Origin of the sequence: Candidatus Pseudomonas auctus, from assembly GCF_048654275.1 — a bacterium.
In the GTDB taxonomy this organism is placed as follows: Bacteria; Pseudomonadota; Gammaproteobacteria; order Pseudomonadales; family Pseudomonadaceae; genus Aquipseudomonas; species Aquipseudomonas pharyngis.
This window is the reverse complement of the sequence record NZ_JBJYZK010000017.1, coordinates 33,381-50,166: the sequence shown is the minus strand read 5'-3', so window position 1 is coordinate 50,166 and position 16,786 is coordinate 33,381. Positions and strand designations below refer to the sequence as shown.

The following is a 16,786-nucleotide window of genomic DNA, read 5'->3' as shown; positions in this document are numbered from 1 at the left end:
GCTCCCGCCTTTGAGTGCTTACTGACTGACAGTCAGTTTGCCGACCATTCCGGCCTGGTAATGCCCGGGAATGTTGCAGGCAAATTCCAGGTTCACCGCTTTGCTGAAGGTCCAGGTCAGTTCGGCGGTCTTGCCCGGCTCCACCAGCACGCTGTTGGGGTCGTCGTGCTTCATGCCATGCCCAATCGAGCCGTGATCCATGCCCGCCATGTCGTGGGACATTTCCTTCATGCCGGTCGGCGTCAGCATGCCGCTTTGCTGCATCTGCAACATTTCCTGCTGATGTTTTGCATGCATCGCCGCGTCGCCGAGGTTGAATTCATGCAGCAACCGGCCTTTATTCACCAGCACAAAACGAACGGTCTCCCCGGCCTTGATCTCGATCGCCTTCGGATCGAAGCTCATGTCGCCCATCACCACTTCAATGCTGCGGGTGGCCTTGGCCGCCGGGGCCGGCTGGCCGAAGTCATAGGTGTGCGCCGGCGCTGCCCACAGCGGCGAATTGAGCGCCAGCAGACACGCGGCAAGGGCCAGGCGATTACGCAAAAACATAGTCGTACTCCAACAATTCAAGGTTCAGCCTGTGGGAAACTCTAGCCCGCCTGCGCTGGCAGCGACCTGACAGGCAGATTACAACTTTGTCAGGTTGGCGCCCGCCGCGTTCGCCCACGGTATAACGTCCTCGTTCCCGCTACCCGAGTTGCCCATGAAACTGTTGATCGTCGAAGACCAACCCAAAACCGGCCAGTACCTGCGCCAGGGCCTGACCGAGGCCGGTTTCAACACCGAACTGGTGGCCGACGGCACCACCGGCCAGCAATTGGCGTTGAGTGGCGACTATGCGCTGCTGATCCTCGACGTGATGCTGCCCGGACGCAATGGCTGGCAAATCCTGCAAGCGGTGCGCAGCGCCGGTCTGGAAACGCCGATCCTGTTTTTGACCGCAAAGGACACCGTTGAAGACCGTGTGCATGGTCTCGAACTGGGCGCCGACGATTATCTGGTCAAACCGTTCGCCTTCTCCGAATTACTGGCCCGGGTGCGCAGCCTATTGCGCCGCGGCAGTTCCACACCTCAGGAAACCAGCCTGCGCCTGGCCGATTTGAGCCTGGACCTGATCCGCCGCCGGGTCGAACGCAGCGGCCAACGCATCGACCTCACCGCCAAGGAGTTTGCCCTGCTGGAAATGCTCCTGCGCCGCCAGGGCGAAGTACTGCCCAAATCGCTGATCGCCTCACAGGTCTGGGACATGAACTTCGACAGCGACACCAACGTCATCGAAGTAGCGATTCGCCGACTGCGCCTGAAGATCGACGACGACTTCCCCAGCAAGCTGATTCACACCGTTCGCGGCATGGGTTACGTCCTTGAAGAGCGTACCGACTGATGCGCCGACTGTCCTTGAGCGGCCGGCTGGCGCTGTTGTTCGCCGGCTGCACCGCCGTGGTTTCGCTAGTCGCCGGGGTGGTTTTCAATCGAGCCAGCGAGGGCCACTTCGTCGAGCTCGACCAGCAACTGCTCGAAGGAAAACTGCTCGGCGTACGTCAGACGCTGCTGAGTGGCAGCGACGCCGCGCACATCACCGATGAGTTGAGCCAACAGGGCGATATCACGTTGCGCGTCAGCGGCCCTGAGGGCCAGCGCTGGTTTGGGCGCTCGTTGCATACCCCCGCTAACCTGCCGCAGCAACCCGGTCTGGCCACCATCAACGACAACGGCACCGACTATCGCCTGCTCAACGCCGCGCTTGAACCGGGAAAACCCGATTCACCGCAGTTGACCTTGCTGCTGGACATCACCCACCACCAGCACTTCCTGCAACGCATGCAGCATCTGATCTGGCTGACCGTCGGCCTCTCGGCGCTGGCCACCGCGCTGCTCGGTGCTTGGGCTGCCCGCAGCGGTCTTCGTCCGCTACGCCGCATGAGTGCCGTGGCCCGTGGGATTTCGGCGCAATCGCTGAATGCCCGACTGCCGGAAGCGCGGATGCCTGCAGAGCTCGCGGAATTGGCCCACAGCTTCAACGCCATGCTCGGACGCCTCGATGACTCTTTTCAGCGACTGTCAGCGTTCTCCGCCGACATCGCCCATGAGCTACGCACACCACTTTCCAATCTGCTGACCCACACCCAGGTCACCCTGACCCGCCCTCGCCCCCTCGAAGACTATCGCGAGGCATTGCACAGCAACCTTGAAGAGCTGCAATGGATGGCGCAACTGGTCAACGACATGCTTTATCTGGCCAAGGCTGACCACGGTTTGCTGGTGCCCAAGCGTGAACCGCTGGAGCTGGCGGAAGAAGCCGATGCGTTGCTGGAGTTTTTTGCGCCGCTGGCTGAAGACGCTCAGGTCAGCCTGAGCCGTGACGGTGCGGGGCAGCTTGAGGGGGATCGCGCGATGTTGCGCCGGGCGCTATCGAATCTGCTGGATAACGCGTTGCGCTTTACTCCTGTTAACGGCGAGGTGCACGTGCGGGTGGCCGAGCAGGAGAAATCCTTGAGCGTGACGGTGGAGAACAGTGGCGAGGGGATTTCTGCGGAGTTGTTGCCGCGTTTGTTTGACCGGTTCTACCGGGCGGATCCGGCGCGCCAGGAAGGCAGCAGCGAGCATGCGGGATTGGGGCTGGCGATTACTCAGTCGATCATCCGCGCTCATGGCGGGCAGATTCATTGCGAATCGGCTCAGGGCTGGACGCGGTTTGTGATTGAGTTGCCGAAAAGGATTGAGGCCGGCAATGCCGGCCTCAATGGGGGAACTTACGAATAGCGCAACGCGTGCGCCGGTTCGATCTTCGCCGCCCGCCATGCCGGGTAAACCGTGGCCAGGAAGCTGAGGATGAAGCCCGCCGAGCAGATCAGCAGCACGTCGCCGCCCTGCAATTCCGATGGCAGGTTGCTGACGAAGTACACGTCCGAACTGAAGATGTGCTGCCCGGTCACCCGCTCGACCCAGCCCACCATTTCACTGACGTTCAGCGCCGCAATCACGCCCAGCACGCCACCAATGATGGTGCCGACGATGCCGATCACCGTGCCCTGAACCATGAAGATCGCCATGATCTGCCGTGGCGTGGCGCCGATGGTGCGCAGGATCGCGATGTCCGCGCCCTTGTCGTTCACCACCATGATCAGTGTCGCAATGATGTTGAACGCCGCCACCGCGACGATCATCAGCAGCAACAGGCCGATCATGGTTTTTTCCATCTTCATCGCGCTGAACAGACTGCCCTGGGTATGGGTCCAGTCGTCAGCCTTGAAGTCGGTGCCGAGGCCGGTGGCAATGTCCGATGAAACCTTCGGCGCAGCGTACAGATCCTTCACCGCCAGACGCACGCTCTGCACCTGATTCGGCTCCCAGTGCTGCATGGTCGCGGCGTCGGAGACGTGGATCAGGCCCATGGAACCGTCGAGTTCGGCACCGACCTTGAACACGCCGACCACGTTCAAGCGCTGCATGCGCGGAGTGATGCCGCCCGGTGCGGTGCTGACTTCCGGCACGATCAGGGTGATCTTGTCGCCGACGTTGAGGCGAAAACGCCGAGCGGTGATTTCGCCCAGCACTACGCCGAACTCACCCGGTTTCAAGGCATCGAGACGACCCTGAACAATGTGTTGGGCAACGATCGACACCTTGCCTTCCTGAGCCGGGTCGACGCCGCTGATCTGGATCGGCTGCATCATGCCCTTGTAGGACAGCATGCCTTCCATCTCGGTGAACGGCACGGCGGCGGTCACTTCCGGGTTCTTCATCGCGGCGGCGGCCACTGGCTGCCAGTCGTCGATCGGCTTGACGCCGACGATGGTCGCGTGAGGCACCATGCCGAGGATGCGCGAGCTCATTTCGCGCTGGAAGCCGTTCATCACCGACAGCACCACGATCATTGCCAGCACGCCGAGGGCGAGGCCGATCATCGAGGTCATCGAGATGAACGAAACAAAGCGATTGCGGCGCTTGGCGCGGGTATAGCGCGTGCCGATAAAGATCGATAACGGTCTGAACATTCGCTGGGGCACCGTATAAAAATAAAAGACCCGACGCCTTTTCAGGCATCGGGTTTCAAGCCGTCAGATGGGGGTCAGGCAACCTTCCTGCAGTTGCAGGACGCGGTCCATCTGGCGAGCCAGGTTCATGTCGTGAGTCACCACCAGAAACGCCGTGCGCATCGAAGTGCTGAGTTCCAGCATCAGATCCTGAATGCCTTCGGCGGTATGGGAGTCGAGGTTGCCGGTCGGCTCGTCGAGCATCACCAGCCCTGGATTGTTCACCAGCGCCCGGGCGATGGCCACGCGCTGGCGTTCGCCACCGGACAGCTCTGCCGGTTTGTGCTCCAGGCGATGACCCAGGCCGACCCGTTCCAGCAACGCCGTGGCACGCTGACGTGCTTCCGGGATCGCGGTCTTGCCGATCAGCAGCGGCATGCAGACGTTTTCCAGCGCGGTGAACTCCGGCAGCAAGTGGTGGAACTGGTACACGAACCCGAGGGCGCGGTTACGCAGCAGGCCACGCTTCTTCTCGCTCAGCGCCGACAGTTCTTCACCGTCGAGCCAGACTCCGCCCTTGGTCGGCGTATCGAGACCGCCCAGCAGGTTGAGCAAGGTACTTTTGCCCGAACCGGACTTGCCGACGATCGCCACCCGCTCACCCGGATGCAGTTCCAGTTGCAGGTTGGCCAGCACTTCCACCGACTCCGGGCCTTCCTCGTAGGATTTACCCAGGTTGCGGCAGCTCAAGATTGCTTTTTCACTCATGCCCGACTCACTCATAACGTAGCGCCTCCGCCGGCTGGGTGCGCGCGGCACGCCAGGCTGGATACAGGGTGGCGAGGAAACTCAGGACCAACGCAGCGGCGCAGACCATGACCACGTCCTGGCTCTGCACCTGCGACGGCAGGTAATCGATGAAATACACATCGGCGTTGAGGAATTTGTGTCCGATCACGCCTTCGAGGGCCGAAATCGCGGCGCTGACGTTGAGCGCGGCGAAGATCCCGACCACGGCGCCGATGGCCGTGCCGACCACGCCGATCACCGTGCCCTGCACCATGAACGTGCGCATGATCGTGCCCGGCGTAGCGCCCAGTGTGCGCAGAATGGCGATATCGCCCTTCTTGTCATTCACCACCATCACCAGCGTGGAAATGATGTTGAACGCGGCCACCGCGACGATCAGCAGCAACAGCAGGCCGATCATGGCTTTTTCCATGCGGATCGCCTGATACAGGTTGCCGTGGGTACGGGTCCAGTCGCGGGCGTAGTAACGGTCTTCGCCGAGGCGTTGGGCGATGTTCCACGCCTCACGCGGGGCCTGGAACAGATCGTCGAACTTCAGGCGCAGGCCCTGCACCTGATCAGGCTTCCAGCGATGCATCTTCGCCAGATCCTGCAGGTTGGTCACGCCCAGATAGCCGTCCAGTTCACCGGCGCCGACATGAAAGATGCCGACCACGGTGAAGCGCTTCATGCGCGGGAACATCCCGGCCGGGGTCACACTGACCTCCGGCGCGACGAAGGTGATCTTGTCACCGAGGCCCACGCCGAGCTTGGTCGCGGCCTTGTCGCCAATCACGATGCCGAAGCTGCCCGGCGTCAGATCGTCGAGTTTGCCCTGCTTCATGAAGTTGTCGATGATCGAGACGTTGCGCTCCAGCGCCGGGTCGATGGCATTGAGCAACACCTTGGAGACCTGGCCGTTGTTGGTCAGCAACCCCTGCATCTGGGTGAACGGCGCGACGGCCGCCACCTGCGGGTTCTGCTTGACCTTGGCGGCCAGGCTCGGCCAGTCGTTGATGGCTTCACCGGACTCGATGGTCGCGTGGGGCACCATGCCCAGCACGCGGGTGCGCATCTCATGATCGAAGCCGTTCATTACCGACAGCACCACGATCATCACGACCACGCCAAGGGCGAGCCCGATCATCGAAGTCAGGGAAATGAATGACACAAAATGATTGCGACGCTTTGCACGGGTATAACGCGTGCCGATAAATACGAAGAGAGGTCTGAACATGTCGGGGCTTGTTCGGAGGGAAAAGGAACGTCCTTGTGGCGGGGGTCGATAACCAGCTTTACACTCAGACCACCGCCGCTACCATGGGTTCGCCATGTCGACATTAGATGAAGAAGATCGCCGCGAATACTACCGTATCGAGGACACGATCGCACTGGAAATTCGGCCCCTGTCCGCTCCCGAAGCCGCAGGCCAGGAAGTGTTGCAGGATGCTTCTCCACTGTTCAACCTGCTCAGCGAACTGCACCTGAGCGAATTCGAGTCGCAGCACCTGCTGCGCCAGATCAGTGAACGCGACCGCGCCATCGCGGCGTTCCTGAAATCCCAGAACAAACGCATCGACCTGCTCAGCCAGGTGGTCGCCCTGACCGTGCTCGGCCATATCGGCGAGCCGCAACCGGTGATCATCTCCGAGGGCGGCATCGACTTTCAGCACCCTACCCCGATCGCCACCGGCGCGCACCTGTCGGTGAAACTGGTTCTGATGCCCCAGGCGCTTGGCCTGCTGCTGCGCGCCCGCGTGACCCATTGCGACCGCAAGGGCGACGGCTACGACGTCGGCACCGAGTTCGAACACCTGACCGACGCCCAGCGCCAGTTGCTCGCCCGCTATATCTTGCAGAAGCAGGCCCAGGAACGACGTCTGGCCCGCGAACAGAACGAATCAGGCATCTAAATTAAGGAAGAACTGTGACCCTTATCTACGGCCACCGCGGCGCCAAGGGCGAAGCACCGGAAAACACCCTGAGCAGTTTTCAGGAATGTCTCAAGCACGGCGTTCGCCGTTGCGAGCTGGACCTGCACCTGTCCAAGGACGGCGAGCTGATGGTCATCCACGACCCGACCCTCAAGCGCACCACCGACCGGCGCGGCAAGGTAGTCGAGCACACCGCCGCCGAGCTGGTGACCTACGACGCGCGCAAGGGCGGTCCGGGCTGGATCAAGCCATGCCCGATTCCAACGCTGGAAGAACTGTTCGAAAAGTGTGATTTCGAGCACTGGCAGCTGGAAGTCAAAAGCGCTTCTCGCACCCGCGCCGCGACCACCGTGCTGGCGATCCGTGAAATGGCAGTCAGACACGGGCTGCTCGACAAGGTGACAATCACCTCGAGTTCGCGGGAAGTCTTGAAGGCTGCGCTGGATCTGGTGCCCGACGTATCGCGCGGCCTGGTGGCCGAATACGCCTGGCTCGACCCGTTGAAGGTCGCACAGAGTTACGGTTGCGAGATTCTGGCGTTGAACTGGACGCTGTGTACGCCGGAACGCCTGCAAAAGGCGCAGCGTCAGGGGCTGCATGTGTCGGTGTGGACCGTCAACGAGCCTGCGCTGATGCGCAGACTCGCCGACTTCGGCGTTGACAGCCTGATTACAGACTTTCCCGGTTTGGCCACTGCCACCCTCGGGAATGGCTGAAATCGGTCTCCCCGGCCGGCTCAGGCCACCGGCCGGAGCCCGTCAAAAAAGCCGGTTGAGGCCGTCGTACGCCGCTACCCGATAGGCTTCGGCCATGGTCGGGTAGTTGAACGTCGTGTTGACGAAGTACTTCAGGGTATTCAGTTCGCCCGGCTGGTTCATGATCGCCTGACCGATGTGCACGATCTCCGACGCCTGATAACCGAAGCAGTGAACGCCCAACACTTCGAGGGTTTCACGGTGGAACAGGATCTTCAGCATGCCTTGCGGCTCGCCGGCGATCTGTGCCCGCGCCATGCTCTTGAAGAACGCCTTGCCCACTTCGTACGGCACTTTGGCCTGGGTCAGTTCCTGCTCGTTCTTGCCGATCGAGCTGATCTCCGGAATGGTGTAGATGCCGGTCGGCACGTCATTCACGAAACGCCAGCTGCCATTGTCGACGATGCTGCCAGCGGCCGAACGACCCTGGTCGTGGGCGGCACTGGCCAGGCTCGGCCAGCCGATCACGTCACCGGCGCCGTAGATGTTCTGCACGCAGGTGCGGTAGTTCTCGTCGACTTCGATCTGGCCACGACTGTTGACCTTGACCCCGATGTTTTCCAGACCCAACTGGTCGGTGTTACCGGTACGACCGTTGCACCAGAGCAAGGCGTCGGCCTTGATCTTCTTGCCGGACTTCAGGTGCAGAATCACGCCGTTGTCCACGCCTTCGACGCGGTCATATTCTTCGTTGTGACGCACAGTGATGTTGTTGTTGCTGAAGTGATAGCTCAACGCCTGAGAGATTTCCGAGTCGAGGAAGCTCAGCAACTGGCCGCGGTTGTCTACCAGCTCGACCAGCACGCCCAGACCGCTGAAGATCGAGGCGTATTCACAGCCGATCACGCCGGCGCCGTAAACGATCAGTTTGCGCGGGGTGTGGCCGAGGCTGAGGATGGTGTCGCTATCGTAGATACGCGGGTGGTGGAAATCGATGTCCGCCGGGCGATAAGGACGCGAACCGGTGGCGATGATGATGTGCTTGGCCACCAGTTTCTCGACCACGCCGTTGGCGCAGACCACTTCGATGGTTTGCTCGTCGGCGAAGCTGCCGGTGCCGAAGAATACGTCGACGCGGTTACGGGCGTAGTAGCCGGTACGCGAAGCGACTTGTTTGGAAATGACTTTCTCGGCGCTTTTCAACACGTCCGGGAAGGAGAACCAGCGCGGCTCGCCGATCGCACGGAACATCGGGTTGGTGTTGAACTGCATGATCTGCCGCACCGAGTGACGCAGGGCCTTGGACGGGATGGTGCCCAGGTGGGTGCAGTTGCCGCCGACCTGGCGACGGCTGTCGACCATCGCCACCTTGCGCCCTGCTTTGGCGGCGTTCATTGCCGCGCCTTCTCCCGCCGGGCCGGAACCCAGCACCACCACGTCGTAGTTGTAGACAGCCATGCGTACTCCTCAGAACAGGCCGCGGTGCCAGCAGCACCGGCGGCTAAATCACGCCGAACGACGGCGCGAAGGAACAATTGGGGGCCAGTAGAAAACCCGGACACAGTCTATAGAAGCGTCAACGCCGCGCACATTAACCCTTGGTCGCGTCGTAGGCTACTTTTGCATGCACTACAACGCCAGCTTTCGTACTGTTCTCAGTCAACTTTTGCGCCACTGAGCCGTTCGAACGCGTGACTGGTGCGTGTGACGAAACCTGTATCGGCACGAATCACAAAGAATGCACCAATGTCGTGTTTTTCGGCATAGTCCCAGGCCCTTTCAGGGCCGAGAATCAGCAACAGCGTCGATAGTCCATCGGCCATCAGCGCTGAAGGATGAATCACCGTGACCGACGCCAAGTCATGTAGGACCGGCGCACCAGTCCGGGCATCGAAGGTGTGGGAATAGCGCCGACCATCCTGCTGAAAATAGTTGCGGTAGTCACCGGACGTGGACAGGCCATAGCCATCGACATTGATGACACGCTCGGCGACCTGCTGATCGTCGCGCGGCTCTTCCAGTGCGATGCGCCATGGCGAACCGTCGGGCTTCCTGCCGGATGCCTTGAGCTCGCCGGTGGCTTCGGCCAGGTAATCATGTATGCCCAGAGCCTGGAGCCGCGCGGCAATGGTGTCGACCGCGTAACCGGCGGCGATGCTGTTGAAATCCACCTCGACCGCCGCGTCCTTGCACAAACGGTCACCGTCGATGCGCAGGTGCTGATGACCGACCCGCTGTCGTACTTCGGCCAGCGCTGCCGCATTCGGGACTTTTTCTTCACGGCCTTGCGGGCCGAAACCCCACACATTCATCAGCGGTTCGACGGTGAGGTCGTAGGAGCCTTCGCTTTGTTGCGACAGCTGCTCGCCCACGCGGATCAATTCAAGGATCGGTGCGGACATGATCTGACAGCGATCCGCCGGCAATGCATTGAAGCGCGAGATGTCGGAGTCTGCGCGGTAAGTCGACATCTGCCGGTCGACATCCGCGAGGATTTTTTCCACTTCGACACGCACCTCCTGCGGCGCAGGCAGATTGGCGTGGCGCACGTACTTGATCGAATAGGTGCTGCCCATCGTCGGGCCGCCGAAAGTCTCCAGGGAATCACCGTTGCCGCAGCTGGACAAAAACCCGGTCAGCAGCACGAGAATCACCCAGCGTCCAGTTAACAATTCTTCATCTCCCCGCAAAACCGCGCCGGCCATTATGGGCTACGAGCGCAACGCTTTCTTACAAGATTTAGAGCGAGTACCTACCCATGTCTTCCACGACCGGCAAAGGCAAGGCGATTTTTCGCGTTGTCAGCGGCAACTTTCTCGAGATGTTCGACTTTATGGTCTACGGCTTCTATGCCACGGCCATTGCCAAGACCTTCTTCCCTACCGACAGCGCCTTCGCGTCCCTCATGCTTTCCCTGGCCACTTTCGGCGCCGGCTTCCTGATGCGTCCGTTGGGGGCGATTTTTCTCGGTGCCTACATCGACCGACACGGCCGGCGCCAAGGCCTGATCATCACGCTGGCCATGATGGCGGCCGGCACCGTGCTGATTGCCTGTGTGCCGGGCTACGCTACCCTTGGGGTTGCCGCGCCGCTGATCGTGCTGTTCGGCCGTTTGCTGCAAGGCTTCTCGGCTGGCGTCGAATTAGGCGGTGTGTCGGTGTACCTGGCGGAAATCGCCACACCGGGTCGCAAGGGCTTTTTCGTCAGCTGGCAGTCCGCCAGCCAGCAAGCGGCCGTGGTGTTCGCCGGCCTGCTCGGTGTCGGCCTCAACCATTGGCTGAGCCCGGAACAGATGGGCGAATGGGGCTGGCGCGTGCCGTTCCTGATCGGCTGCATGATCGTCCCGGTGATTTTCGTCATCCGCCGCTCGCTGGAGGAAACCCCGGAGTTCCAGGCGCGCAAACATCGCCCTACCCTGCAGGAAATCATCCGTTCGATCGGTCAGAACTTTGGCATCGTCATCGCTGGCATGGCGCTGGTGGTCATGACCACGGTGTCGTTCTACCTGATCACGGCCTACACACCGACGTTCGGCAAGGCGGAACTGCACCTGTCGGACTTCGATGCGTTGCTGGTGACCGTGTGCATCGGTCTGTCGAACTTCTTCTGGTTGCCGGTGATGGGCGCGGTGTCTGACAAGGTCGGGCGTAAACCCCTACTGCTGGCGGCGACGATTCTGGCGATCCTGACCGCTTACCCGGCGCTGTCGTGGCTAGTGGCGAATCCGAGCTTCAGCCATTTGTTGATCGTCGAGCTGTGGCTGTCCTTCCTGTACGGCTCGTACAACGGGGCAATGGTGGTGGCACTCACCGAAATCATGCCGGTAGAAGTTCGTACGACTGGCTTCTCGCTGGCCTACAGCCTGGCGACCGCCACCTTTGGTGGCTTTACCCCGGCGGCCTGCACTTATCTGATTCATGTGCTGGACAACAAGGCGGCACCGGGAATCTGGCTCAGTGGCGCAGCCGTATTGGGCCTGATCGCCACGCTGGTGCTGTTCCGTGGCAACAGGCACGAACTGCGCACGGCCCAAGCCGCCATCCCCCGCTAAGGCAAATCGCGCGCAAACAAAAACGCCCCGACCAGAGTCGGGGCGTTTTCAATTGCAGCTAAGGCTTAGCGCGGGAACGCTGGCGGGTTTACCCCGGCCATGTCTTCCATCACGCGAACCACCTGGCAGCTGTAGCCGAACTCGTTGTCGTACCAGACGTACAGAACAACGCGGTTGTCCTGAACGATGGTCGCTTCAGCGTCGACCACACCGGCGTGGCGCGAGCCAACGAAGTCGGTCGAAACCACTTCCTGCGAATTGACGAAGTCGATTTGCTTGTGCAGATCGGAGTGCAGCGCCATGTAGCGCAGGTACTCGTTCATCTCTTCACGGGAGGCGGCTTTCTCAAGGTTCAGGTTGAGAATGGCCATGGACACGTTCGGCGTCGGAACGCGGATCGCGTTACCGGTCAGCTTGCCGGCCAGCTCAGGCAGGGCCTTGGCTGCAGCGGTGGCGGCACCGGTCTCGGTGATCACCATGTTCAGCGCAGCGCTACGGCCACGGCGATCGCCCTTGTGGAAGTTGTCGATCAGGTTCTGGTCGTTGGTGTACGAGTGAACGGTTTCGACGTGACCGTTGATGATGCCGAACTTGTCATTCACGGCTTTCAGCACCGGCACGATGGCGTTGGTGGTGCAGGAAGCAGCGGACACGATCTTGTCGTCAGCCGTGATTTCGTTGTGGTTGATACCGTGAACGATGTTCTTCAGCTTGCCCTTGCCAGGCGCGGTCAGAACAACGCGGTCGATACCCGGGCACGCGAGGTGCTGACCCAGGCCATCGGCATCACGCCATACACCGGTGTTGTCCACCAGCAGCGCATCTTTGATGCCGTACTGGGTGTAATCCACTTCGGTAGGGTTCTTCGCGTAGATAACCTGGATCAGGTTGCCGTTGGCGGTGATGGTGTTGTTTTCTTCGTCGATGGTGATGGTGCCGTTGAACGAACCGTGTACCGAATCGCGACGCAGCAGGCTGGCGCGTTTGGTCAGGTCGTTTTCGGCGCCCTTGCGCACCACGATGGCACGCAGACGCAGGCCGTCGCCGCCACCGGTTTTCTCGATCAGGATACGCGCCAGCAGACGGCCGATACGACCGAAGCCGTACAGCACAACGTCGGTGCCTTTGCGGGCCGAAGCGTTTTGCTGGCCAACCACGTCAGCCATTTCTTCACGCACGAACTGCTCGGCGGTGCGGCCGTTGCCTTCGTTACGGAATTTGTACGCCAGCTTGCCCAGATCTACCGAGGCCGCGCCGAGCTTGAGCTCGCTCATGGCCTTGAGCAGTGGGAATGTTTCGTGGACGGAGAGTTCGCTGTCGTCGGCAGAACGGTGGCGAGCAAAGCGGTGAGCTTTGAGAATCGCGATGACAGACTGGTTGATCAGGCTGCGGCCATAGATCGAGCTCACCACGTTGTTGTTGCGGTAGAGCTGACCGATAAGCGGAATCATCGCTTCTGCGAGTGCTTCACGGTCGATCCATTCACCAAGACACTGGTCGGGCTTCTGAGTCACGGTAACCTTCCACATGTAGGGGCAGAAAAAAGGGGCTACATTATGCCGCCGAGAATCTCTTGTAGCAATGCGCGCCTGTCGCGCAATCGGTAACAAAAATCCGTTCAAAAAAATAACGCCCTCCGCCAGCCCAGTAAATACGGGGCTTCCAGCGCAGTCAGTTTTTCGACGACTGTTAGACGATGTCTGTAACCCTCCGTAACACCACCGATTTTTGGCACTACATAACCGTAAAAAAAGCGCTGGTTTTTATGGTTACCACTACATTTTTCCCAAACGGTGCAGATAGACGCATCCTGCAACTGACAGGCGGCACCGGACGCCGCTACAATTACCGACTTTGTCGCAACGCCTGGAGCTCAACCTTCCGTGCCTGTTCTGCGTCTACCGCTTCTCCCTGCTGCGGCAGGTAAACAGCACTGGGGCAACCTCCCCGGTGCCGCCCTGAGCCTGGCGATTGCCGAGGCTGCCAGCGCTGCCAAGCGCTTCACGCTGCTTTTGACCGCCGACAGCCAGAGTGCCGAACGGCTGGAACAGGAGCTGAGTTTCTTCGCCCCGGATTTGCCGGTGCTGCATTTCCCGGACTGGGAAACCCTGCCCTACGATCTGTTTTCGCCGCACCAGGACATCATTTCCCAGCGCATCGCCAGCCTTTATAGGCTGCCGGAGCTGGAACATGGCGTGCTGGTGGTGCCGATCACCACCGCCCTGCATCGTCTGGCGCCGACCAAATTCCTGCTCGGCAGCAGCCTGGTGCTGGATGTCGGGCAGAAACTCGATGTCGAGCAGATGCGCTCGCGGCTCGAAGCCAGCGGCTATCGCTACGTCGACACCGTCTACGAGCACGGCGAGTTCACGGTCCGCGGTGCACTGATCGACCTGTTCCCGATGGGCAGCAAACTGCCCTATCGCATCGACTTGTTCGACGACGAAATCGAAACCCTGCGCACTTTCGACCCGGAAAACCAGCGTTCCATTGAAAAGGTCGATTCGGTCAAGCTGCTGCCGGCCAAGGAATTCCCACTGCAAAAAGAGGCGGTCACCCGCTTCAAGGCGCGCTTTCGCGAGCGCTTCGACGTCGATTTCCGCCGCTGCCCGATCTTCCAGGACCTGAGCAGCGGCATCACGCCGGCCGGTATCGAGTACTACCTGCCACTGTTCTTCGAAGAAACGTCGACCCTGTTCGATTACCTGCCGCAAGACACGCAAGTGTTCTCGCTGCCGGGCATCGAGCAGGCGGCGGAAAACTTCTGGAACGATGTGCGAAACCGCTATGAAGAGCGTCGCGTCGACCCATCGCGTCCTTTATTGCCGCCAGCCGAACTGTTCCTGCCGGTGGAAGATTGCTTCGCCCGCCTGAAGAACTGGCCGCGCGTAATCGCCAGCCAGCAGGATGTGGAAACCGGCGCAGGCCGCGAGCGCTTCCCGGCGCAGGCATTGCCGAACCTGGCGATCGAGGCCAAGGCCACGCAACCACTGGCCGCGCTTTCCGCCTTCCTCGACGAATTCCCGGGGCGCGTGCTGTTCACCGCCGAATCCGCAGGTCGTCGCGAAGTACTGCTGGAATTGCTCGAGCGCCTGAAGCTGCGCCCGAAAACCGTCGATAGCTGGCCGGACTTTGTCGCGAGCAAGGATCGTCTGGCGATCACCATCGCCCCGCTCGACGAAGGCCTGATGCTGGACGAGCCGGCCCTGGCACTGGTCGCGGAAAGTCCGCTGTTCGGCCAGCGCGTGATGCAGCGTCGCCGTCGCGAAAAGCGCGCCGATGCCAACAACGATGCGGTGATCAAGAACCTCACCGAGCTGCGCGAAGGCGCGCCGGTGGTGCACATCGACCATGGTGTCGGTCGTTATCTCGGCCTGACGATTCTGGAAATCGACAATCAGGCTGCCGAATTCCTGACCCTCGAATACGCCGAGAACGCCAAGCTCTACGTGCCGGTGGCCAACCTGCATTTGATCGCCCGTTACACCGGCAGCGACGACGCACTGGCCCCGCTGCACCGCCTCGGCTCCGAGACCTGGCAGAAAGCCAAGCGCAAGGCCGCTGAACAGGTCCGCGACGTGGCCGCCGAACTGCTCGACATCTACGCCCGTCGCGCCGCCCGCGAAGGTTATGCATTTGCCGATCCGAAGGCCGATTACGCGACGTTCAGCGCCGGTTTCCCGTTCGAAGAAACCCCGGACCAGCAATCCACCATCGAAGCCGTGCGCGAAGACATGCTCGCGCCGAAGCCGATGGATCGCCTGGTCTGCGGCGATGTGGGTTTCGGCAAGACCGAAGTCGCCATGCGCGCCGCGTTCATCGCCGTGCACGGCGGCAAGCAAGTGGCGATCCTCGTGCCGACCACCCTGCTCGCCCAGCAGCACTACAACAGCTTCCGCGACCGCTTCGCCGACTGGCCGGTGACCGTGGAAGTGATGAGCCGCTTCAAGTCGGCCAAGGAAGTGAACGCTGCAGTCGCTCAGTTGGCCGAAGGCAATATCGATATCGTGATCGGCACTCACAAGCTGCTGCAGGACGACGTCAAGATCAAAAACCTCGGGCTGGTGATCATCGACGAAGAGCACCGTTTCGGTGTCCGCCAGAAGGAACAGCTCAAGGCTCTGCGCAGCGAAGTCGACATTCTTACGCTGACCGCCACGCCGATTCCGCGCACGCTGAACATGGCGGTGTCGGGCATGCGCGACCTGTCGATCATCGCCACACCACCGGCGCGACGCCTGTCGGTGCGCACCTTCGTCATGGAGCAGAACAAGAGCACGGTCAAAGAAGCCCTGCTGCGTGAGTTGCTGCGTGGCGGTCAGGTCTATTACCTGCACAACGACGTGAAAACCATCGAGAAATGCGCCGCCGAACTGGCCGAACTGGTGCCGGAAGCGCGAATCGGCATCGGCCACGGGCAGATGCGCGAACGCGAACTCGAACAGGTGATGAGCGACTTCTACCACAAGCGCTTCAACGTGCTGATCGCCTCGACCATCATCGAGACCGGCATCGACGTGCCGAGCGCCAACACCATCATCATCGAGCGTGCCGACAAGTTCGGTCTGGCGCAGTTGCACCAGTTGCGCGGCCGCGTTGGGCGTAGCCACCACCAGGCTTACGCCTACCTGCTGACCCCACCGCGCCAGCAGATCACCGGCGATGCGGAAAAACGTCTGGAGGCGATTGCCAATACTCAGGATCTGGGCGCTGGCTTCGTGCTGGCCACCAACGACCTGGAAATCCGTGGTGCCGGCGAGCTGCTGGGCGACGGCCAGAGCGGGCAGATTCAGGCCGTTGGATTCACCCTGTACATGGAAATGCTCGAGCGCGCGGTGAAGTCGATCCGCAAGGGTGAACAGCCCAACCTCGACCAACCGCTCGGCGGTGGCCCGGAAGTCAACCTGCGGGTGCCGGCGCTGATTCCGGAAGATTACCTGCCGGACGTGCACGCCCGCCTGATCCTTTACAAGCGCATCGCTTCGGCCACCGACGAGGAAGGTCTGAAGGATCTGCAGGTCGAGATGATCGACCGCTTCGGTCTGCTGCCGGAGCCGACCAAGAATCTGGTGCGCATCACGGCGCTGAAATTGCAGGCCGAGCAACTGGGCATCAAGAAAGTCGATGGCGGCCCGCAAGGTGGGCGCATCGAGTTCGCGGCACAGACGCCGGTCGACCCGATGACCCTGATCAAACTGATCCAGAGTCAGCCAAAACGCTACAAGTTCGAAGGCGCCACGATGTTCAAGTTCCAGGTGCCGATGGAGCGCCCGGAAGAGCGCTTTAATACTGTGGAGGCGCTGTTCGAGCGCCTCATCCCGAAAACTGCTTGAAGGA

Annotated in this window: 13 protein-coding genes; 6 read left to right on the top strand and 7 right to left on the bottom strand. The window is 61.1% G+C overall.

Features of this window, described 5'->3' with window-relative positions:
* Positions 1-18: 18 nt before the first annotated feature.
* Complete coding sequence (gene copI, locus ACKUG4_RS25025) at positions 19-552, bottom strand: copper-resistant cuproprotein CopI (protein ID WP_445435052.1); 534 nt, start codon at positions 550-552, stop codon at positions 19-21.
* A 154-nt stretch (positions 553-706) separates the two neighbouring features.
* Between copI and ACKUG4_RS25020 the strand changes: the two genes are divergently transcribed.
* Together ACKUG4_RS25020 and ACKUG4_RS25015 are read left to right on the top strand one after the other, a co-directional pair.
* Positions 707-1,387 (top strand): heavy metal response regulator transcription factor, encoded by a 681-nt coding sequence (locus ACKUG4_RS25020; protein WP_445435051.1) that lies wholly within the window; start codon positions 707-709, stop codon positions 1,385-1,387.
* Positions 1,387-2,766, top strand: coding sequence for a heavy metal sensor histidine kinase (locus tag ACKUG4_RS25015; protein WP_445435050.1), 1,380 nt, complete (start codon positions 1,387-1,389; stop codon positions 2,764-2,766). Before ACKUG4_RS25020 ends, ACKUG4_RS25015 begins: the two co-directional genes overlap by 1 nt.
* Here ACKUG4_RS25015 and ACKUG4_RS25010 read toward each other — a convergent pair.
* The 3 genes from ACKUG4_RS25010 to ACKUG4_RS25000 all read right to left on the bottom strand — a co-directional run bounded on the left by ACKUG4_RS25010 (position 2,757) and on the right by ACKUG4_RS25000 (position 6,006).
* Positions 2,757-4,001 (bottom strand): lipoprotein-releasing ABC transporter permease subunit, encoded by a 1,245-nt coding sequence (locus ACKUG4_RS25010; protein WP_064598104.1) that lies wholly within the window; start codon positions 3,999-4,001, stop codon positions 2,757-2,759. The genes ACKUG4_RS25015 and ACKUG4_RS25010 overlap by 10 nt on opposite strands.
* A 63-nt stretch (positions 4,002-4,064) precedes the next feature.
* The gene (gene lolD / locus ACKUG4_RS25005; RefSeq protein ID WP_162831788.1) at positions 4,065-4,748 is read right to left on the bottom strand and encodes a lipoprotein-releasing ABC transporter ATP-binding protein LolD; all 684 of its coding nucleotides are present in this window, start codon (positions 4,746-4,748) and stop codon (positions 4,065-4,067) included.
* Positions 4,749-4,755: 7 nt separating this feature from the next.
* A complete protein-coding gene (locus ACKUG4_RS25000; RefSeq protein ID WP_039772786.1) occupies positions 4,756-6,006 on the bottom strand; it encodes a lipoprotein-releasing ABC transporter permease subunit in 1,251 nt (416 codons plus the stop codon).
* Between the two features lie 94 nt (positions 6,007-6,100).
* Here ACKUG4_RS25000 and ACKUG4_RS24995 point away from each other — a divergent pair, with 94 nt between their 5' ends.
* Positions 6,101-6,682 (top strand): PilZ domain-containing protein, encoded by a 582-nt coding sequence (locus ACKUG4_RS24995; RefSeq protein WP_039772787.1) that lies wholly within the window; start codon positions 6,101-6,103, stop codon positions 6,680-6,682.
* A 14-nt stretch (positions 6,683-6,696) separates the two neighbouring features.
* Complete coding sequence (locus ACKUG4_RS24990) at positions 6,697-7,419, top strand: glycerophosphodiester phosphodiesterase (protein ID WP_064381085.1); 723 nt, start codon at positions 6,697-6,699, stop codon at positions 7,417-7,419.
* 42 nt (positions 7,420-7,461) lie between these two features.
* Here ACKUG4_RS24990 and sthA read toward each other — a convergent pair whose 3' ends face one another.
* Complete coding sequence (gene sthA / locus ACKUG4_RS24985; protein WP_007953019.1) at positions 7,462-8,856, bottom strand: Si-specific NAD(P)(+) transhydrogenase; 1,395 nt, start codon at positions 8,854-8,856, stop codon at positions 7,462-7,464.
* A 197-nt stretch (positions 8,857-9,053) separates the two neighbouring features.
* Positions 9,054-10,103, bottom strand: a complete 1,050-nt coding sequence (locus ACKUG4_RS24980; RefSeq protein WP_445435049.1) for an FAD:protein FMN transferase — start codon at positions 10,101-10,103, stop codon at positions 9,054-9,056.
* Between the two features lie 53 nt (positions 10,104-10,156).
* On the opposite strand from ACKUG4_RS24980, the gene ACKUG4_RS24975 reads away from it, so the two are divergent.
* On the top strand, positions 10,157-11,449 hold the full coding sequence (locus ACKUG4_RS24975) for an MFS transporter (protein WP_085649299.1): 1,293 nt from the start codon (positions 10,157-10,159) through the stop codon (positions 11,447-11,449).
* Between the two features lie 65 nt (positions 11,450-11,514).
* Here the strand turns inward: ACKUG4_RS24975 and ACKUG4_RS24970 are convergent, their stop codons facing one another.
* Entirely contained in the window at positions 11,515-12,978 is a 1,464-nt protein-coding gene (locus tag ACKUG4_RS24970) for a glyceraldehyde-3-phosphate dehydrogenase (RefSeq protein WP_039772791.1), read from the bottom strand.
* A gap of 354 nt (positions 12,979-13,332) precedes the next feature.
* On the opposite strand from ACKUG4_RS24970, the gene mfd reads away from it, so the two are divergent.
* Positions 13,333-16,782 carry a transcription-repair coupling factor gene (gene mfd / locus ACKUG4_RS24965; protein ID WP_064598107.1) on the top strand — a complete coding sequence of 1,150 codons (3,450 nt, stop codon included), beginning with the start codon at positions 13,333-13,335 and terminating at the stop codon, positions 16,780-16,782.
* Positions 16,783-16,786: the final 4 nt, after the last annotated feature.